Source organism: Bariatricus sp. SGI.154 (genome assembly GCF_050313795.1).
Lineage (GTDB): Bacteria > Bacillota > Clostridia > Lachnospirales > Lachnospiraceae > CAMBRQ01.
The window spans coordinates 1-21,181 of sequence record NZ_JBNPMC010000054.1 but is presented as its reverse complement, the minus strand read 5'-3'; the positions used below and the strand labels follow the sequence as shown (position 1 = coordinate 21,181).

Genomic DNA, 21,181 nt, shown 5'->3' with positions numbered 1-21,181 from the left:
AACCATCTCCACAAAGATCATATATTCCTTCAAAGTCCTGCATCTCTCCATCAGTTCCTCATTATACCCCTGGTTAATATTCAGTTCTGTCACCTTCAATTCCAGGTCCGGCTCACCACTCTTGGTCTCATACATATCCGAAAGCCTCAGTTCTCGGCGCTCTTCCATCTTCTCTGTCCCATTATAGAACACTACGAATCTGGGTTCTGGTATCTTCACCAGCGTGGAACTGTAGAGATTATCGTCTTTCGTCAGGTTCGAATATACATTCGCCACGTAGAAAAGGTCACGTAAAGGGATATTCGGATTCTTCGTGGACTGGTGCTCATACAAGGTCAGCTTATCATATAGCACGAAGGATACATCATTCTTCATCCCTATGTAGAGCGCATTCTCCAGTGTTGTTACTACCAGATCCTCTTCATTCGTATACTCTGTTCCGTTCATGGCATTATAAAGTTCCAGCAATTCCTTCTTCTCTTTGAATATCATGCGGAATATCCGATCCTTATAGGCGCGCATCGGCATGCCGATTACCTTGTGGTGCATGGCAATCTCACCTGCTGCCCGTGCAATTTTCTGGTCTGCTGCCATTCATTATCCTCCTTCTTCTAGGTTGAGAGGACACTTCTTATTCTTCTTAGAATCCTCTCTGCTATTACATGTTCTGTGATGAAGCATCGAATTTTCTAAGATTATAAATATCATCAGATTATAGAATGACCTTGTCATATAGAATATTTAGAAAAGTAATGCTTGTCTGAATTATAGCACGCTGCACTTTGAATGTCAGCCTTTTTCCAGTAAGGAATCTCCTGAACCGTTCGACAATTTTCGCCATTTCACCAAATTTTTCCCAATGAAACCTATAACAGATTTTATTACTTGTTTGAAAATATTTGTTGGTTCTGGTTCTACTACATCTTCAGATGCTGTAAATGTAACAGTATCGCCTTCCATAGGGCATCTTACATTTCCTGATTCGCGATTAGATAATACGATATAATTTTCAATATTCTTGAACATTCCAACCAGAAATTCTTGCTTTTCACAGATTTTCTTCAAATCCCCCGTAAAAAACAGGAAATTCCAGCATGCGATCAACTTCTTCCTGTGTAAATCCAAAATATTCATCGTAAACTGCCGAAAGAATTGAGATGATTCCCAGATTATTAAGTCCCGTAAGTATTGATTCCTTACTGATCCTCAAGCATCCTGTTATCACTGCAAACTCCAGATTCTCATTTGTCTTCAATGCCGATGATATCCGTCCCCAGTTCACGTTTTAATTGAGCATATGCCATTGAAAGATCCATTTGCTTCATAGATTTTAACGAAAGCATGATTTCTTGCACAGCATAAAAGGCAGCATGCGTGTTGACATGCTGCCTTTTAATCTATCATTTGTTCCTTTTTAGAGCCCAATCACTGTTCTGGTTCCCGTTGAACCATATTTTACTTTCGTAGGAATCAACGTACCTGTCCAATAACCGGACGGCGCTGCTTTTCTAATCTCAGAAGCAGAGAACGTATACTGAGAATTCCTGGATGTCTGAACACCTGTCAATGTGGCAGTGCCCACTGTCTTTCCAAACAAATTCTTGTAAGTCACCTGTAAGGTTGCCACTTTACCGATCTGTACATTCACATCTGCGCTCTCTCCACATACAACAGTCTGATCCGCAATTTGAGATTCATATACGATCGCATAACCACCCGGGAGTGCATCCTCAACTGCTGCCTTAATAGCATCAGCAGAAAAGACTGCTTCCTGACCAGATTCGCCGTTAACTGTAAGAACTGTTGTTGTAATAGCCGTACCAGTATAGTCTATAAGATTGATGTTCGCAGTAGCATCAGCCATCAAAACTGCATCATGGAATCCCCAAGCATACAAGGCAGAAGTAACACTATCAGCTGTAATTCCCTGAAGCGCATTTGGATCATCACATACTTTCAGTTTTGTAATAGATAATACATGATCTCCTGTATTTTTTATCGTTACTGTAGTCTTTTGTCCATTGTTTCCGCCTTTTGCCTGTATAGTGTAGAACATATCAACAGTAGAAACACTTATATTGTCGCCATCATTTACAGAATAAGTTGTAGTACCGTCGACACCTTTCAGTCCAAGCTGAACTTCTCGATCCGTCTTAAAACTTAAAGTAAGTGCAGAATCTTTTGCCAGATACACCTCATTCTTAGGACCCTTTTCCAGTAAATCCTTCTGATTATCTACATTAACCTGACCTGAGGCAGTGATAACTGCCTGAACAACCGTTCCATCTTTCGTCAAGTCTTCATAAACCTGTTCACCAACAGCAGATACTGTTCTTCCATCAACGCCATAGCCACTTACATCAATCGTTCCAAACTGCAGATCACGAACTTCCAGAAAACTTGGATTATCTTCTAAATCCGCCTTATAAATACTGCTATCATTATGTGTATTATATACACGGAAACCATCAAGATTTACAGTATTTTCATTCATAGAATGCGTAATTTTCACACTATAAGTTCCATAAGTCAGATCCGTGATTGAAAATACCGGAACACTATAACCATTTGTAACACCTGCTTTATAATCACCCGCCATCTTTGTATTTACAATCGCAAGATTGACAACCTTAGAATTACTGTCTGTAATCTTTATCGTCAGATAACCTGTACTTGTAGTAGTATTTGCAAAAATATCGACACCTGTTCCTGTAAAGTCAAACGTTGCAGTATCATTTTTTGTTATACTGTTCGCCTGTGTTCCATTAGATGCAATTGTCGCACCCGCATAGATGGAATCATATCCATAATTATTCTTATCTTTACCAAGTACCGCTGTCGTCTGTGCGCTACTGCCTTTGGAAGCTCCAGTCCAACTGTCCGAAAAAGTTGCAAATCCCTCTTCATAGTAAACAGTTGTTGCCGGTACCAGATATACATCATAATTGATAGTTCCACTATTATAGTTTACGGTTGCTGTAAAACTTGCTGTTGTTACAGTTGCATTTGCAACAGTCGCTGTTATACTCTTGCCATTGGCAGAAGCTGAACATTTATTCAAATCTGACACAGACATACTCGTTACATCATCCGGATTATCTACTAAATCAGAAGCCTGAATCTCCATCGGCAAACCAAAATCATAGACAAATGTTTTCGTATTGGTTCCTTCATAAATCAAGTACAATGTCTTATTATCTTCGGAAAGTGCCGCATTTCGATATATATAATTACCACTCTTATATTTTGCAGGCATATTCGGCAGATTTACAGTATCTTTCAAATTTGTAGTAATTGTTTGTGTATTTCCTACCGAATTTTCAATCGTGTCTTCCACAAGTTTACCATCAGTAACGTAACCCGCAAAATTTGTACCTTCTTTCGCATTGACGTTCAGATCATAAAATTCTGTTCCATCTGTCAGTTTATATACGATCTTCAGTGTATCTGTTTTCACCTTCTCCCGTACATATATCCGAATCAAAATAGCGCTATTGTTATTATTCCAAACACAACACTCATGCTCTGCACCATTTACGTAAGCTGTTTCGCTATTTCCCTCTTCCCAGACAGTAGTCTCTGTAGTATTTCCAGAAAGATTATAATTTACACCCATGCTACTTGAGCTTGAACCGCTTCTTGTACCATAGGTTGCTGTAACTTTATATACTTCATAGTCGTCCGTGTTGTCAAAAGTAATATATCCTACGTTTCTGCCCGAATCGCCATTGTAGAATGTAGATGTATTAATCAGATTGCTCTCATTTGGTTCCATACCGGTATCATAAACTACAGCAAAACTTAACGCCCAGGAACTTCCCCATCCAAACCAATCAACACCACTTTGTCCTTTTACAGGTCCCCAGTCCTTTACCAGTGTATCTACAGCCTGTGTAACTGTTGTTTTCTGCAAATAATACGCTACAATCTGTGCTACGGAAGGAATGCTTGTCCATGTCGTTCTATCATTAGAGTATTTCCATTCGCCATTGTAATAACGAATATACTTGAAATCTACAGCATTATCAACTGTAAGAGTACAATCACGGCCACCGGTATTATCCTGCTTATCGCCAGTTAAAATACGACCTTTCCACAGAACAACCGGATTGTCATTTCCAGTACCGGTACTACTTATCAAACTACTAAGCGCAGTTCCATTTTCCGTGTTTACGGAAGTCGCTGCAACTTCAGAGTAATTATACTTATAATTATTCCCATCTGTCCTTGTTCCAGACCCCTCCTTAACAGTAACCCCTTCCTTTGCATCCGGAGTAACCTGTGCATTTGTAATCCAATATTCAATCTTTAACGGTTCAACCTTAGAAAGATCCTCACTCTGAATCGTGTAGTTATAGGTATATGTGCCATAAACAACTCCTGACGCTGTCTTTACTGTGGCTACTACTATTGCCTGACCAGCTTCATAACCTGCTGTAACGTTACCAGTGTTATCAACCGTGACTAAATCCTGCCCACTGGTTATCTGATATTCCACAGAACCGCCTTCCGGCACATTCACATGAATAGTATCCCTAACTCCAAAGGTAACTGTCCTGTTTTCTGACTTTACAATAGGATTGACCACAATCTTATATGTAATATCACCAACTTTGTAGTAGGTCGTTCCCGGAGTGACGCCTTCAAAATTGATCGTTGTTGAGGCATCCGTTCCTGGTATCTCTGTACGGGTGTAGATCGAGATATCTGATGTCGGGTTTGAATCCCACCGACTACTCTCTGTCGTTCCGCACTCCTTTATATTGTTATCCGTCTCTTCATAGCCAAACGTCCAAGTATATTTTGTCCACGTAAATATGCTACCTTGTTTTTCATTGCTTCGTTTTGCATAAAGCGGATAATAATTACCATCGTCTGCCTGATAATAATAATCTGTTGCTTTCCACTCTTCCGTATCAGTATCGCAAAGGCTCTTACATTTGACAGAAGTTTTAGAATAATTGTATGAAACTGGCGTTGCATCCGTTCCAACTACTGTAACATCTGCCACATTACTATCATACTTACTTGTATCTATATTATTCTGGTTATTAACTCCCGCCTGTATCCTGCTATCTGTTTTGCCCATCTCCAGAGTAATCGTTTCCTGATTTTCTTCCTCTGCATTAGCTACTGTCACCTCGGTAGTATACGTCTTCTGTCCAACTGCCGCCGTAATCGTAGCTGTACCGGCGCCTACTGCAGTGGCTTTAACCCTGTCTGCATTCACTTCTGTAGATAATGCAGAAATATCATTTTCTGTTGCTGCAGCCAAAGTAACGACTTTTTCATCAGAGGAAGTCCATACAGCACTCTTACTATTGGATAATGATAATATCACAGTTCCTTCTACAGTCAGTTTACCATTGTCAGGTGCACCAATAATATGGGCGACATCCACATGAACAGCACTTTGAGTTGTCTCTGGAAGCGTATTACCAAAAGCAGAAATAACCGCAGACACACTGCTTGCGACACTTGAATCCGCCTGTGCCTGAGGAGAATCACTCCAAATACAGAACATTGATCCGGTTGGATCATTGATTATCTCATTACCACCCTGTTTCGGAAAAGAAGTTTTATCAAACTGTGCTGCTTTAGAAGCATCAATCTGGTTTCCACCAACAATCCAATAATAATCACCATTCGTATTAATCAGCTTGAAGCCCTGTTCCTTCAAATATCCGGCTGTTGCGAGATCATAACCAGACCACCCATTAGACCAGTAGCAAACGAGAATGTTGGTGTTAATTGTTCCATAATTTACACTGTTCTTGTAATATATACCGTCATTAAACGCCATCGGAGTCATACCTGCTGTCTCTATCATTCCTGCAATAGTATTCAAATAGGTAATATAATTGCCATATCCGCCACCTCTAATCAAATCAGAGAAATGCGGCGTACCATTAATGTCATTTCCATACTCATCTGCGCCCATATTAAACAGTGTGCATCCCTGTCCTGCAAAATAAGTAATATACTTCTGAAGCAAAGTCTGGGTAAACGCAGTAGCAACAGAATTTGTTACATCAATTGTGCGTTCAGAACTTTGACCGTTCAGGCTATAAGCGACATTGGAAAGGCCGAGTTCTCCCATAGCATCAAGAATCGCATCCATATGCCCCGGAGAATTAATCAACGGAATAATCTCCACACCTTTCGTACTTGCATAAGACATGATTGCATTCATATCTGTCTCTGTTAATTCATCTGTATCAAAATTACTGTAATTTTCATTTCCCTTGTGAATCGCATTTTTAACAGCATCACTGGTATAACTTTTACCTTCTACCGTCAATGACATATCATCCAGCAAGAAACGCATTCCGTCATTACCGATACCTAACATAACATAGTACATTCCGGCACTTGAAGCACTATCAATGATACTTTTCAAACTGTCTACAGAAAAGTATTTTCTTCCGCAATCTACCATGACGATGGAATACCGATATTCGTCACCGGTTTTGGTACTCATTACATTATCCTCATCTTGTCCATTAAGAAACTGTGAGGCCGCCACATTCGCAGTCTCGGTATCCTGCGCGTCGGCTGAATCTACATCTGTTTCATTTTCACCATCTACATTCTTTCCATTCTCAGCAACTGCATCCGCGTCATTCTTACGATCCGCATCTGCGTTATTTGCTAATGCAGCCGCACTGTCGGTTGTTCCGCTGTTATTTTCAGCAAAAGCTGTCACACAGACACAACTCACCGTCATACAGAGTGCTAAAAGTAATGCCAACGTTTTTTTCATCCTTCTCATACGCTTTCCTCCTTAATCACTTATTATAGATTTATATTTAAAAACTGCTTATTATTCTCCGCAGTTGTTACCCGTATCAGAACGAGACAACTCATCTCTCGCTATTACTTTCATTGCCCGAACCATTTTACAAAGATACGTAGGGACTCCCGAAACCTGCCCCGTCTCAGCATAAGCCATTGCCGCACAGGAATGACACATTTGTTGATCCGCACAATGTTCACAAATGCCGGAAGTACGCAGCCCGGCACTGACTGTTACCAATTCCTTCCACACTTCAGAAAACTTTCTGCCCGTCAGGTCAATCCTTGGCTCAGGCATCATCCCACAAGGAGTTACATATCCGTCCCAAGTCACCCAAAATGCTGCCGAGCCCGCCCGGCACCTGAGTTTTCCTTCTGCCGGATCAATGCAGGAATCTTCAAGTCCTGCGGGGTCTGCAAGTCCTTTTAGAATGTTTTCCAGATACAATCTGTATGCATCTTCTCCTTTTTGATATCGATAGCGCTGCAAATGGTAATAGGCCGCCTCTTCCGGCTGAAAGCGGTCATTCTTTCCAGTCATTTCCGCATCTCGCCGAACTGGTGGATACATATAAGTGGAAACTGTAATAGCCACTTTCTTATCCTTGGCAAACTGAATCATCTCTTCCAGATCCCTGGCATTATATGGCGTCAAAGAACAGTTCAACTTCACTGTTATGCCCTCCGCCGCCATTGCACAAATGGCATTCTTCACTTTGCTGCACACTTTTTTCACATCACATAACTTCTCATAAGTATCATCTGTTGCTCCATAAAGTGTTACATTCACCCGATAAGGCGGGTGTTCTTTCCAGCGCTCTATTATTTTTTCATCAATCATAGAGCCATTGGTATTAATACCAATCAAAAACCCCATTTTATATAATGCTTCATATAACTCCCAAAAATGTGGCCACAAAAGAGGTTCACCACCTGTCAGGAGTAGATATAGCATCCCTTCTTTACGTGCCTGTTCTGCCAGGCTGATCCATTGCTCCAATGTCAACATCCTGTGCGACTGGGCTTCTACCTCTTTCACTGTCTTTCGCACATAACACATTCGGCATGCGAAGTTGCACACCGGTGATAATTCAAAGGTTCCATTCAGCGGAATTTTCTCTTTTGCTGCTTTTTGATATAGTTTTTCTGTCAGCGGAGCTACCACCACTTTTTCTGGAAAACTCATAATACATATTCCTTCTTTAATTCTTCTTTCACAATTTCCACCGCACTTCTATCAGGTCTACAGGTCAGAGAATATACCGGCACATCACAGATCAGTTCCGCCACAAGATTCGCTACGTTCTCCACATATTCTCGATTCCAACTGTACACCGTACAATTCTGAAAAATCTCCTTAAATGCTTTTGCCATGGGCAGCCGCGCAATCCGGCACTCCATTCCCTGTCTAAGCAAAAGTATCATCCGAACAGGCACCTGTTCATTCACATAACATTCAGAAGAACCTGCGTATGGAGAACCACACCCCATCCATTTTTCTGCATTCTTATACAAAATAGGGCGATCTCCATTAATCTGCGTGGCTGTTTCCAACGTTTCCCATAACTTGGCCTGCGTTGACTTTCCTATTCCTGATACTCCCGAGAAAATAAGACCTCCAAACTCTGTCTTCACAAGAGATGCATGCAGAATGATTCTTCCTTTTTGTATGAAAAACTGTTCCCACCCAGCATGAAAAAATGAATTATTGGTATTATCAAAATGTTCTTCGCTCCCTTTCAGGAGATTTATACACACTTCCGCCCTCTCTGCTTCCATATATGACACAGCATAGATGCGTCCATCATCTCGTGGATCTTTATGCACTCGAAATATCTGACCATCCGCTCCGCGGACTACATCATATTCTATCCTGGAATAAAGAGTCGTCCCAAATATTTCTCTCAGTTTCTCACATACCGAATACTTAAAAACCACATCTGCTTTTTCCCTTTTTTTCTGAAACGGAAGAAAATTCTCTGTAATTGCCATCGGTACTTCCGTCTCCAATTCAATCGTCAGCCCAGCAATATCAAAACATGTCTTTTCTTTCAGCATCAGGACTGGAAAACAGAAGGAAGCGTACCACTTCCATCAGTGTAACAATAAACACTAACAGGAACCGTGCAAAGATTCTTATCTGTAAATCCACCAGTAAAATCTTCTCCGTCATCTTCGAAATTATCCTTCACGATTTTGCATGCATTCACATCTGCAGCGCCAAGCGTATAATCACAAACAGCTATATTCTGTGATAATTCAAATTTTTCAAAGTACACTCTAGGTTTTTCATATGTTTTCATAATTTATCTCCTTTTTACAATCTTTAATAACTTATCTTAACAACTGCTGCTTCCCCTAAGTAACATTCCAAAGCGTCCAATGTGATGCTCTCTCCTGCTCCTAAAACCTCCACATTCTTCTGGTAACTCTTTCCTCCAAAATAGGCACCATCCAAAACACAGTGATATGTCAATGTCATATTCTGGATTGTTTCTGCTGATACATTCTTCAATCCAATCTCCGAATCATCTCCGAAAATTTCTATAGTCTCCTTATGCATCGATGCATCGGAAGAATAACTAGTATTCGCTTCAATCTTTTTGACTGTCTGCCCTGCTGCAAATTCCTTATTCTCCACTTCAAATGCCATCACGATACTTCCCGCCGGAAGATCCGTAATTGTAAATATCAGTTTCATTCCATCTCCCGTTGTGATAGCAAATTCCGCGGATTCCAGATATTCCTCAGAGCAATTCTTAATCTGAACAGCTGCAATATCCTCGCCCTCTTCATCTTCGCAGTCTGGATTTATCCCTGAATACCGAAACACGGACTCTACTTCTAATTTTCCATCATCCAGTTGGTAGGGGAACACCAGCTTCCCACCCTGTTCTTCTGCCTGATCAATATTGTCATTTTCTCCTCCCTTGCCCAGCTTCTTGTATACAATCATCCCGATTACCAAAAGTAGAATCAATATCGATGCCACCAGCAGCCATACAGGCACCCCTTTTTTCTTCTTTCTTCGTTTTTTATCCATATTTTCTTTCCTCTTTACCTCGCATCTTGAAAGTAAATTCCGATTTATCTAATCCACCGTATAACATTGAATCTTAAATATTATACCTCAATTACGTTCATTCACCTCAGTCTTAAGTATTAGAATATTTTTATTTTTTCTCCGTTTTATCTCTTTTCTTATCCTTTCTATTTCCATTCTCTTTCACCACCTCCCCTCCTCCCATAACTCTCTTGCATTTTATTTTGATGTTCCTCTAAACTAAAAGAAAAAAAGCATAGTGATTATGGAAAGTTTTCCATAATCACTATGCGATTGTTAATCGGATAAATGGAGATTTATCGAATCCTTCCTAATCCAATATCCCTTTCTCCTTCCCCTTAAGCACTGCCTGTACCCTGCTGTTCGCCCCCAATTTTTTATACAGACTATAAATATGGCTCTTAACCGTCGGCAGTCTCAGATTCAACTCTTGACAGATCTCCGCATTCGTAAGCCCCCTTGCAATATCCTGAAGAATGATCGTCTCCATCATGGTAAGCCGCTCTTCCATGACATCCTCAAGAAACACCTGGCTATTCCTGGACTCCCGCTTGATACATCGTAGAATTACCTCCATATAATCCTGCATGGGCATACGAAGCACGTTGCCATAATTATACTTCTTCTTTCTGTGCCAGCCTTCCGGAGAATTCGCATGCAGCCATCCTATGTATGCATCCAGCACATTCTTTCCCCGCTTGCCATAACTCGTATAGAATCCCACGTACCGGGAATCTCCGCTAACCAGAAATGACTCTATAACGCTCTGCAGTGCCTGGCTGTGTCTTCCAGCCTCCCAGTTGATCAGCGCCTGCTGGAACAACACCTCTGCCAGATATCGGTAGTGTTTATTATTCCGGAGATAAGGGATTGTCCGGCGTAATATCTTTCCTGCCTTTTCATACTGGCCAAGCAATAGATATCCTTTCGCCTGACAACAGAAATAATAATAATTATCTTCTCTTATCTCTATATTCCTCTCCTGATCCGCATAGCGCAGCCAGCGTGTTAACTTCTCCGACTCTTTTCGCCATGGTGAATATACGCTGCTGACAGCCTCTGCATTTCGCACGCAAGTAGTTACCTCTTCGTTGCGCAGAGACCGTTCTAATTGTTGAATACGCTCATTTAACTCTGCCTCAGATCCCATCATCTGTCTTTTACATAATAGATACAGACCCGCCAGGCGAATCTGCCAGGGAATTCGTTCATATGCCGAATCCGGCACTCCTTTCTCGCCCATCATGCGATCAAACAATATCCTGTCTTCTTCCTTAAGCGCATCCAGCCGTTCTGTTTCCATGTAATAATCAATTCTGGCAAACCGATATGCTAACCATTCCATTTCACCAAGGTTATCTTTCCAGATACGCGCTTTGCGATTTTCCTCTTTTCTGGTACAGGCGAATAAGCCCGAGAGATCTCTCATTCCGCACAAGTAGGTAACTGAGCCGCCCAGCATTCCGTATAACCTAAGAGGATCGCCATTTTTCGACAATTGCTCCAGCAATATCAGCCACTCATCCAAAGATACTGCCGGATTAACATACATCAAATTCAGATATATCTCTTTGCTGCATTGATCTTTTTTCTCAAGTTTCTCCAGCCTTCGGAGTTCTTTCTGAAGCCCCTCCTGATTCTGAAGAAAATACGCATACATCCCCCGCAAGTAGATAATCTCCGGCGAACTATCTTTCCATTCCAGCACTTCTTTATAAGCAATCCCCAGGAATGGAATCTTGTGAAAATACTTTATCATATAACGGCGATATGTATCAGCATCCCCAGATTCTTGGAAGCATTGCAGTGCCTCTTTGATGCAGCCACTCTTCTCATACCACTCACCCAGACGTTTCCAGAATCCCTGCGTCTGATACCACCCATCTTCTTTCTTGCCATATTGATAATTTTTTCGGAAAAGAGCCGCCATCTTCCAGCGCTTCTTACTCCTATTATGGACAAGCATCCCTTTCCTTACGAGTCTCTCCAGAATGTCCGCAGCATGTGGAATATCCCACACTTCTGCACAGAGCGCCTCGTCAATCCACGGACAGACTGCTGCCCTTCGCATCATTTCCTGCTCTCCCGCTGACAATGCACCTAATATCTCTTTCCGGATATACGTATTAATCTCATAACTATTACGCAGTTCTTCCACATCCTGCCCGACATTCCTCTCAGACATGCGAAGCATGATGTCTACACACCCCGCCCAGCCTGCGGTCTCTTCATATATCTTCTCTGGCTTAAGCATGCTTTGCGAATATTCAGCCAGTCGAGATATCTCTTCTTTAGAAAACAAAAATGTTTCTTGTGAAATTATTTCCATCTGTCTTTTCCAAAATAATTCCAAGAGTCCTTCTTCCGGCCTATCTCTTCCAATTAAAATGACCCTATCCTCGCGAGGCATATTCTGCGTAAACCTTATCATCTCCGCTAACATCTCTACCGGAATTACTCCGTTCAAATTCTCGAAGATTATCCATCTTATTTCTTCTCGTTCCCGCTGATCCACGGTATATTCTTTTTCATTCCACCTTCTTGCATTCTCGTCTTCCAATTCCCGAAGCCTGCCTGCAAATTCTGACGGATTCTTCCTCTCCTCATCCATCCAGAAAACAACTGCCCTTACTTCCGGATGCTTCGCAAGCAGCATCCTAACCGCCGTCGTCTTCCCAGACGCTGCTGCTCCCTCAATATAAATAGAAGGGAATGCTACGATTCCCTTCTCCAATGCTTCTGTCTTATCTATATAATATTGATTCTGCGTTAAAGGTCCATACTGGTTCTTAGTCTGCATTCTCTTCATCCTTTGTAAGAATTCCTCCTGACGCAAGCGTATCCAGGAATTCCTGTATGTCCTCCCTTGCGACCTCTTCCTCTACATCATACTCATCCAGGATTCCCTGCACAAGTCCATCTAATGTAATCTCATTCTGAAGCATATTCCACAGAGACACGCCTACTTCATTTACAGTAATCAGTCCATTGAATTCCAATACTGTCTTGCCTGTCGGAATGATAATATAATCTCCGGCAATCTCTCTCAGAACAAATTCTTTATCCACTTTCATATTCTCATATCCTTTTATCACTCTGATAACGTATTGTTATCTCGTACCTTACTTTTTCCCTGTTTATACTATAGCAGATTTGAACAGGTTGTCAACTGGATAAGGATGGTGATTATGACATTTTATTGACCACTTTTATCATATATCTCTGAAATATCTCCTAACATATCCTACAGCCCAATGTCCTTGTATATCTTCCTCAGCCTAACAACTTCCTCCGAATCCGCCGACATAATTACCTTCGCCTCATGCGCATGGCTTCCCCATGTCTCCTTCGTCCTGAAAAACCTATGCACCCAGGCAACCGGAAGCAGCCAGTGTCTTCCCTTAAGATAAGTATACCTCTTCTCAATATCCGACGCTGATGGGAATATCCTATGCAGCAAAGTGGATACTCTGGAAACACTCTCTTCATCTTCAGCATTCTTCTTTAACGCATTCACTCCCCGCTCCCTGTTCACATATCCGAACACCCCCGCTTCAAGCGTGTACACAAGGAATTCATCCATAACCTCCTTCGCAATCGGCTTAAGTTCAATCGGGCTGTCCACGGCGAACCATTCCTTCACTGCCGTAAGCGCCACACAATAAAAGTCATATAATTCAATCTTATGAAGCTCCTGACTTACAAAATCCCAATCTATCCCCTTACCAAAATGAAGTATGAACACCGCAAGATCCAGATACATCCGCGCACCCGCTCCAGATCCATAGATATGCTTGGCAATATGCGTCAACAGATAGATAAAATGATACTCCGGCGTAAACTGCCAGGTACATCCATCCACCTGTACTGCGTGCTCCCACATATGCTGAAAATACTCCCGATAATCCGCCTTCTCCGACACATCGACTTCCATGACATCCGTATGGATCTCATAATACTCTGTAAACTTATAATAACTATACACAGGCTCCCAGTCCGTCTTAATCCGGAACTCCTCACGAAGCATCAATTGATGACTTTTCTCCCGATCTTCTGGGCGAATCACAAAATCGATATCTCCATAACTTCTCAGTTCCGGTATCGGATAATAATCCTTCAAGACATAACCCTTGAACAGTATATGATCAATATGTTCCTCCTGCATCTTCTGAATCAACTGCTGCATCTGTATGCTCCGCTTGTTGTATAACCCAATGCTGCAGAAGCACTTCTTGCGCATGATCCCTGTAAATTCAGGCGAAGGCGAAAGTTTATACTGCTTCACCATATATCCCAGGATTCCCTCCACGGAATGAATCTCAGCCAACTGGTTCATCTTCTTCCAGTCGATATCATCTTGTGCACAAGGAGGCTCCTCGTGGATAAAAGATTTTAAAAGGTGCAGCAGATATAGGTATTCTTTATTCATGCTTCTTTCCTTTCGAAAATAATACTGTTAACTCAATGTTATTTTACAAACTCCATCATTGTGGTTAATTATACCAACACCCGCTAAAGCCGTCAACTTTTGCGAAGGGGCGCTCCATTACCTCTTCTATATTCCTGTGTCCGTAAAATTGAAAATGATTTAATAATTAATCTATCCTGTATTCGTCTCAACTTCTAAATTTTCTCTACACTTTTGTACGATATGGTATGCTGCTGATATTTACTTCCACATATTTCATCCAATATTTCTTTTTTATTTTATGTGTTATACTCTCGCATAGTTCCTGTGCATCACTGCTGGGACCCACAGTAATACCTCTGATCGGCAGGTATCCGCCACACCAGATCCGTATTTTATTTTTATGATCTATATTATAGGAAGACACATATTTATCAACCATTTGAAAAACATATTCTTGATATTTGCAATTTTCTATAAATATATACCCTCTATTCTTTTCTTCTCTTTTAGTCTTCCCGCCTTTAAGACATATTTTAATCTGTTTCTCTTTTCCATCCGGATCTTTTATTTTAAGGATGTCCTGCTCCAAGTTTTCTTTAATTTTCTTTTTTATCTCATTAGGCACCTTATAACATTCTATTACACACTCTTCTGCCTGTCTTTTTTGGGCATTTCCTACTTCCACACGGATATAAGGTCTCATCATTCCCTTATCCTCCAGATAGTCAACCAGATACGACGCATTTAATTCATCCACAGTAAATACTAAGCGAACCTCTTTTTCTTCTTTAAAACCGCTATGCTTAATATATGGCAATAATTGTTTAAGGCAATCGTCTTCTGCCATTTCCCTATCTTCTTTTGTATAATTCTTAATCTCATTTACAACATTCTTTAACGCATCTTTCCCCGGCTGAATATATTTTACTGCAATGGGACGCGCATAAGCCAGGTTATACTCTATAGAATCATTAAAATATCCGCCAGGAATAAAATATGGATCCTCTTTTTTCTTTTCTGTATCAGCATTACATTTGATCGTATATATCCGGTCATTTCGAAAATCCATTTGTATTGCTACTCCGCCACGTGCATACTCCCGCCATTGACTCAAGATATCATTTTCCTTGCAAAAACAGACCATATAGCAATCATCCAGATCTGAGAGTTCTCCCCTGTCCAGACATTTTTCAATTTCTTCTTTGCCTATTATATATTCAGCACTATCATTTGAGAATCTCACATGTCTTGCATAAAATGAGTTGGAATTTATGATATTCCATAGATTTTCTCTAGTCGTATAATGATAAAGGCTGCCGTTATAAAAATCATACACTTGACCATTCACATGGCACTGTTCCCATCTGGTTTTAATATCCATTTCTTCTGCCATATTATTTCCCGTCCTCCATTTTTTCTATGGTTTCCTCGAACACTTTGCTAATCGCTTCTACTTTCTCATATACCGACTGCCACGGCAAAAAATAGTCTCCCAACATAACCAGGTAGCTTAGATTCTCAAATTTCTCTGTCATTTTCATATTTAATATTCCATGAATATTCTTTCCTGCATTTTTTACTACAGTCTCAAAAATTATGTATTCCTTTTTGGTACTTTTTTCATTTAGCAGATCCACTATACGTCTTGTTGTCTCCGCAGAAAAATTATCCTTACTTTTCCGGAGTCCCGCTCGTTCTTTTGCGTTCAACGCAAAATCTATCAAAAAAATCCTCTCTTCATCACCCTCTAATATCTTCTCGATATGTTTCACCCATTTACTTCTTTTATTGAATTTATAATCGTTATAATTCTCATCATCCTCTTTTTTCGGAAGAATCTCTTCCAATACTATACGATCATACTGATACTTTTGAAAACAAAGATGACAATCTTTAAAATCATCATTCTTATCATACTGTTCTCCTGATAATAACCTGTTCACACTCTGGAAATACTCACGTATACCTTCTCTTCGTTGTTTATGATCTTCAATAATATATATCTTTAGTATCTTTCCCATTGTTTGTCCCTCACTCATTCGCTAAAAATAGGCAACCCTATCCCAAAATTATGATGACTCATATCCAGTTTTACATATCTGTCTTTATATTGCTTGATAAAATATTCGCAGACAACTGCCAATGATATTCCATTGCCTTTCCTTGCCAGACCATCCAAAACATATTCCCGCTGCTGTCCATCACTTAACTGATTGCAAATGAACAGATATTTTCCTTCTTTATATATCCGTATCTTTACCTTTCCATCCTCCCTTTTCCCATAGATAGCCGCACTGCGGATAGTTTCAGAAATCAAATATGACAAATATTCATTTACACAATTATATTTGCCACTAATATTCTTCTCCAAAACAGAATCATAGATAGCATCTTCGATCACCCTGTCTTTTAATGGAATACCGTTTTTGTCACACATGCATACGCCTTTCCAATAATATGCTTTCTTCAAAATCTCGATTTGTTCTTCCGCTATACGGAATTTATGTTCTCCTGGATTCTCATCCTCTCTGAATTCAGAATTGGAAAGAAGAAGAAGATTAATCCGTCCAATACGAATATCTGTCATTAATTCAAGAATACAGCCCTCCTGTATATCCCCATACTTCTCTTTATGTTTTTCAATATCAGACTTCCTCCCCCAAAAGAAACCTTTACAGATATTCCAGATATTCGTCATATCATCATAATCCGAATCATTTGCATGTATAAAAGCCCTTGCTTTTCCCAATTGCTTGATAACCTGGGACTGCTCTATCCAATTCTGCATGACATTATTTCCGAAATCATTTTCAAAGCGACGAATCATCATATTTCTAAACGCAAGTATTCTTCTGATCTGTTCCAATTGCCTCCACGCAATTTCTGTATCATATTCTAAAACCAGATAGATTGGCTTAAAATAGAAATCTTCTTTCTTCTCTGCCCTGTTATCCGCCTTTTTATAAACAACAACCGCATACCTGTCTTCACATGCTACAGTATCCATTACCGTATTCTTCAGCATGCGATCCAGATCATTATCTTCCAGAACCGGAAGTACTTTTTCTTCTCTCTCATCCTGGGCAAAAACCTCATATCTGCGTACTGTCTTATCAAATACCACATTGTTCTGCTCATCTACTTTCAATACCCACTCTATGTTATCCAATAAGAACTGTACTTTCATTGCTCCTGTAAGTATTTTGATCTTTTCAGCCAAATGATTATAATACTTAATACTTCTCTGAAAATCCTTTGCCGTATAATCGGTATATTCTTCAGAACGATCTTTGTTTGTTCTTGTGCCGGCATCAATTAAATAATCATAGACATCTCTAAAAGCTTCCGACACCTTTTCCTGCTCTTCTCCTTCTATACCATTAGCCTTCAGTATCCCCACGTAATTCTCAAGATAATATTCTTTTAATTGAATATCATTTTTCTGCAGATCCTTAGCCGCATCGAATATGGTTCCAGTATTCTCCAGATACAACGACTTACATACCTGGATATAATATTTTTTAAAATCTGTGCCTATGTTCTCATCTTTAGACCTGCTGTCAGTTGTTTTAAGTATAGAAATGAGCGTCCTTTCAAAATGCATACTTTTTGAACCGTCCGAACTGAGCGACAGCATTTTTTTCACCACAGAAACATAATATCTTTTAAATTGCTCTGCCTGCTTTTCTTTGTCTTTTCCTTCCAACAAATCATAATATCTTTTCAAAATCATCTCCATTCTATCCGGTCTGATAATATAATTACATTTCAACTCGGCAGAAACTTTAATTAAAAATTTTAAAAATTCCTTTTTGTTTTTTATTTTTCGGATGATCTTCTCTATTCCTTTCGACTCTTCGAGCATACTCAATATTACATCTGCTTCTTCCTCCGACACATGATCTGTTTTTTTATTATTTTCAACTCGCGCCTTTAATTCTTCCAGTGTTGTTTCAAAAACAAACAGTTCAAATAAAATGATTATCATATGAAATACCGCTTCACGGCAAGACTTTCTATAAACTATGAAAGGATACGCTGCCGAATAAATATATGCTGTCATCATTTCACTTTGATCTTTTGCTTTTGATTTTTTAATCTGTTCTACAATTATTTTATATATTGCATATGGATTATTTTTCTCAACTCCTAATTCCGACATCCTCTCATTCATATAATGTGTCGCTATCATTCTTCGATAGAGTCGTTCTGACTTAACACTTCCTTTCATTTCCTGGGTCTGTTTCTTTATCTCTGGCAATGTCTTTAATTTATATCGCTCTTTTTTATTTTCCCAATAGTAATTCACCGCATTAGTCGAAGAATAATCCGCTAATTTCTGAATATCCATTTCCTTTTTGCACAAAAAGCAAGCATCACCATAGGATCGCAGATTAGAGATGTTAAGTTTCAGATAAGCATAATAATCCTGTTTTTCATTTACATAATTCGATATAGAAAAATCTGAAAGACGATTTAATAATACTATGACCGCGCTAAATATATTGACTCGCACTATATCATTATTTTCCTCAGGAAATAACGAACGAATCAGATGCCTGACTCTATAAAAGACCTTTCCAGTTATAATGTTATCATCTACAAAATAAAAATTAATCTCCGCCCGTTTTCCTGTTTTTACAAAATTTCTATATAACACTGTCAGATCACTATATTTTGTCTGAATATTGTCTCTAAACTCTTTTTCGCTTTCAATACGAAGCACATATGATGCTCCTCCAAACACCACTTCATTCACTGCTTCTACAAATCCCGTATTACTAAAATGCAGGGGATTTACAATAATATTAAAGATAACTTTATCTTTCGCCTCTCTCTCTCGAATAGCCTCCCTTACTCTCCCAAGCCACTCCAAGATTTCATTCTTATATGCCTGGTAATACGCAGCTGTTCTTATGTAATAACAAAAATGATTGTCATCTCTAATAATATGACCTTGGTAGAAATAATCTTTCAACGTTTCTACCGCTCCCTCACTGGGCAAACGCTTTACTATAATGTTCTTTGGATTAGAAGCCTCTTCCTTTAGTCCTATAAGTTGTGTCGGCACTACCGATGTCTTATTTGTTTCTATCAAGGCTTCCTCAAACAGACAATCCTTCGGAAAACACTGCTTACACTCCGAAGGATCCTCCCACAAACACTTAACCTCTACTAAGTAACTTGCATATCGGTTTTCTCCCAGCAGTTTCTTACTATATATCCGGCGTTTTTCAATATCTTTCCTGTCCCAATATATCTTTTCCAGTTCTGTCCTTCCATCTTTTGTTTTCATTTCCGAACTATCCATTACCTGGATAACTCCTAGATATGCTAATATCGGCAAAGACTTTAATCCTTTCTTTACTTCCGCACCTACCTTATTAAAAGTTGTCAACGTAGAATTTATCGGCACAACAAGCACGCCCAGCATATCCGCCCTTACGCATTCTTTATATCGCAGATTGATACTGCCATCCAATTTTATCTCATAGACTATATATTCGCATGGTATTTTATATATTTTTGTTATTATGTTCTTTAATTCACAAAGCAACATTTCCGAATACGTCTCGTACCCGATCAGACAGATAGATTTATTATTCAGTGATTGCTCCTGTTCGCTTAAACTCTTCTGTAAGTTTTCAAAGAGAAGGCTGGCAAAACGGCTGGTATAATAATTATTATAGAATAATAGTTCCGCTTCATAAAACATATTAATATGTATCTTCGAGCCAAGCCGCATATGTGTGGGACTAATCTTGCATCCACTTTCAAGTCCTTGAATATCATTCTCTAATACAGTCTTCACATTATTCTCAAAAATTGTTTTTTCTTCTTTTTTTAACACCAAATCAAAAGGTGTATAATTAAACTCTTCTTTCTCTTCTCCAGTTAGTGAATATATCCGTCCATCTTTACTACGTTTTCTTTCTAATATATTACGTAAAATTTGGATACACATTGGATGTATTTTTCTTGAAAAAGCCAATTTTTCTACTCGTGTCAAAAGTGTATGAACATTATTACCTGAAAGCAAAAATTCTTCTCTAGTATCCTTTCCACAAAGATATATCTGCGTCCATCGCATCCAGTCACTCATACCATTTTTGTCATAGCAAACAGCAAAAATTCGAACAATACTTACAAAATCCTGCGTACTACAATTAATAATAGCAATATTATTCTGCCGTTTGTTTTTTGCACCTGTTGCAATATATAAGATAACCGTTTTACAAAACACTTCAATATCCTGTGTACAGATACGCTCCATATCAAAAACCAAAATATCATCTTCATGATCATTCAGGCAGTTCTGTAATTTATATACTTTTTCTTCTTTTGACAACATAGTATCTCTGCATTCTTCAAGCATATTATAAAAATTCTGTATTTCTTCTTTGGTCTCATCCACAATTCTCTTCTTTTCCCATAGTTTTGTATGATACATGATATCTGTATTGACCATACTATTGCTTTCCTGAATTAACTGCCTATGAAATGGCAGCAGGATACGATATCTTGTGCCTTCCATGCAATCCTTTAGATCTGAAGCCTCTACTTCAGAAGTATTATATATCGCATGATAATAATTATCTGCGGAATGGCTCCTGACTCTAAAAAAGCCATCATTATTCATCACAACTGACGCAAATATCTGAAGACCATAATGATGTATAATATTCTTGTCCTGATAATATCTCTGAAACTTCTCTTTTTCACTGCAATCAGGATCAAAAAAACTTCTCACACTAATATTCTCAAAATCTTCTCTATTACTATACTGTTGAACCTTTAAATTTTCTCTAAATACGTCACATAGATTTTTACCTGATATATCCGCAATCTGAATATCCAGGAAATGTTTAGTGCCCATTCGACTCCTTCTACGCTTATCTATTTTATTCCTT

Annotated in this window: 12 protein-coding genes and 2 pseudogenes; all 14 read right to left on the bottom strand. The window is 39.3% G+C overall.

Annotation, left to right across the window (positions count from 1 at the left end):
• Positions 1–594, bottom strand: a pseudogene (locus ACQRBN_RS16480) (hypothetical protein); the annotation flags it as partial.
• A gap of 195 nt (positions 595–789) precedes the next feature.
• On the bottom strand, positions 790–1,134 hold the full coding sequence (locus ACQRBN_RS16475) for a hypothetical protein (protein ID WP_427740156.1): 345 nt from the start codon (positions 1,132–1,134) through the stop codon (positions 790–792).
• Positions 1,085–1,261: pseudogene (locus ACQRBN_RS16470) on the bottom strand (AAA family ATPase); the annotation flags it as partial. The pseudogene ACQRBN_RS16470 and the gene ACQRBN_RS16475, both read right to left, overlap by 50 nt.
• Before the next feature lie 153 nt (positions 1,262–1,414).
• Positions 1,415–6,772, bottom strand: a complete 5,358-nt coding sequence (locus tag ACQRBN_RS16465) for a family 20 glycosylhydrolase (RefSeq protein ID WP_427740154.1) — start codon at positions 6,770–6,772, stop codon at positions 1,415–1,417.
• A 51-nt stretch (positions 6,773–6,823) separates the two neighbouring features.
• A complete protein-coding gene (locus ACQRBN_RS16460; RefSeq protein WP_427740153.1) occupies positions 6,824–7,981 on the bottom strand; it encodes a radical SAM/SPASM domain-containing protein in 1,158 nt (385 codons plus the stop codon).
• Positions 7,978–8,853, bottom strand: coding sequence for a hypothetical protein (locus tag ACQRBN_RS16455; protein WP_427740152.1), 876 nt, complete (start codon positions 8,851–8,853; stop codon positions 7,978–7,980). Before ACQRBN_RS16455 ends, ACQRBN_RS16460 begins: the two co-directional genes overlap by 4 nt.
• A complete protein-coding gene (locus ACQRBN_RS16450; protein WP_427740151.1) occupies positions 8,853–9,098 on the bottom strand; it encodes a hypothetical protein in 246 nt (81 codons plus the stop codon). Before ACQRBN_RS16450 ends, ACQRBN_RS16455 begins: the two co-directional genes overlap by 1 nt.
• 23 nt (positions 9,099–9,121) lie before the next feature.
• Positions 9,122–9,838 (bottom strand): hypothetical protein, encoded by a 717-nt coding sequence (locus tag ACQRBN_RS16445; protein WP_427740150.1) that lies wholly within the window; start codon positions 9,836–9,838, stop codon positions 9,122–9,124.
• 331 nt (positions 9,839–10,169) lie between these two features.
• Positions 10,170–12,668: a response regulator transcription factor gene (locus ACQRBN_RS16440; RefSeq protein ID WP_427740149.1), complete on the bottom strand. Its 2,499-nt coding sequence runs from the start codon at positions 12,666–12,668 to the stop codon at positions 10,170–10,172.
• Positions 12,649–12,933 carry a PqqD family protein gene (locus tag ACQRBN_RS16435; protein WP_427740148.1) on the bottom strand — a complete coding sequence of 95 codons (285 nt, stop codon included), beginning with the start codon at positions 12,931–12,933 and terminating at the stop codon, positions 12,649–12,651. The genes ACQRBN_RS16440 and ACQRBN_RS16435 overlap by 20 nt, the downstream gene beginning before the upstream one ends.
• A 170-nt stretch (positions 12,934–13,103) precedes the next feature.
• On the bottom strand, positions 13,104–14,288 hold the full coding sequence (locus tag ACQRBN_RS16430; protein WP_427740147.1) for a nucleotidyltransferase domain-containing protein: 1,185 nt from the start codon (positions 14,286–14,288) through the stop codon (positions 13,104–13,106).
• A gap of 205 nt (positions 14,289–14,493) precedes the next feature.
• Positions 14,494–15,663, bottom strand: coding sequence for a DUF2971 domain-containing protein (locus tag ACQRBN_RS16425; RefSeq protein ID WP_427740145.1), 1,170 nt, complete (start codon positions 15,661–15,663; stop codon positions 14,494–14,496).
• Position 15,664: 1 nt separating this feature from the next.
• A complete protein-coding gene (locus tag ACQRBN_RS16420) occupies positions 15,665–16,291 on the bottom strand; it encodes a hypothetical protein (RefSeq protein WP_427740143.1) in 627 nt (208 codons plus the stop codon).
• A gap of 14 nt (positions 16,292–16,305) precedes the next feature.
• Positions 16,306–21,147: a hypothetical protein gene (locus ACQRBN_RS16415; RefSeq protein ID WP_427740142.1), complete on the bottom strand. Its 4,842-nt coding sequence runs from the start codon at positions 21,145–21,147 to the stop codon at positions 16,306–16,308.
• Positions 21,148–21,181 lie beyond the last annotated feature (34 nt).

Coding starts and splice junctions, on each gene's coding strand:
- ACQRBN_RS16440 (WP_427740149.1), bottom strand. CDS start 12,668: ATGAAGAGAATGCAGACTAAGAACCAGTATGGACCTTTAACGCAGAAT.
- ACQRBN_RS16445 (WP_427740150.1), bottom strand. CDS start 9,838: ATGGATAAAAAACGAAGAAAGAAGAAAAAAGGGGTGCCTGTATGGCTG.
- ACQRBN_RS16460 (WP_427740153.1), bottom strand. CDS start 7,981: ATGAGTTTTCCAGAAAAAGTGGTGGTAGCTCCGCTGACAGAAAAACTA.
- ACQRBN_RS16455 (WP_427740152.1), bottom strand. CDS start 8,853: ATGCTGAAAGAAAAGACATGTTTTGATATTGCTGGGCTGACGATTGAA.
- ACQRBN_RS16465 (WP_427740154.1), bottom strand. CDS start 6,772: ATGAGAAGGATGAAAAAAACGTTGGCATTACTTTTAGCACTCTGTATG.
- ACQRBN_RS16475 (WP_427740156.1), bottom strand. CDS start 1,134: ATGAATATTTTGGATTTACACAGGAAGAAGTTGATCGCATGCTGGAAT.
- ACQRBN_RS16425 (WP_427740145.1), bottom strand. CDS start 15,663: ATGGCAGAAGAAATGGATATTAAAACCAGATGGGAACAGTGCCATGTG.
- ACQRBN_RS16430 (WP_427740147.1), bottom strand. CDS start 14,288: ATGAATAAAGAATACCTATATCTGCTGCACCTTTTAAAATCTTTTATC.
- ACQRBN_RS16435 (WP_427740148.1), bottom strand. CDS start 12,933: ATGAAAGTGGATAAAGAATTTGTTCTGAGAGAGATTGCCGGAGATTAT.
- ACQRBN_RS16415 (WP_427740142.1), bottom strand. CDS start 21,147: ATGGGCACTAAACATTTCCTGGATATTCAGATTGCGGATATATCAGGT.
- ACQRBN_RS16450 (WP_427740151.1), bottom strand. CDS start 9,098: ATGAAAACATATGAAAAACCTAGAGTGTACTTTGAAAAATTTGAATTA.
- ACQRBN_RS16420 (WP_427740143.1), bottom strand. CDS start 16,291: ATGGGAAAGATACTAAAGATATATATTATTGAAGATCATAAACAACGA.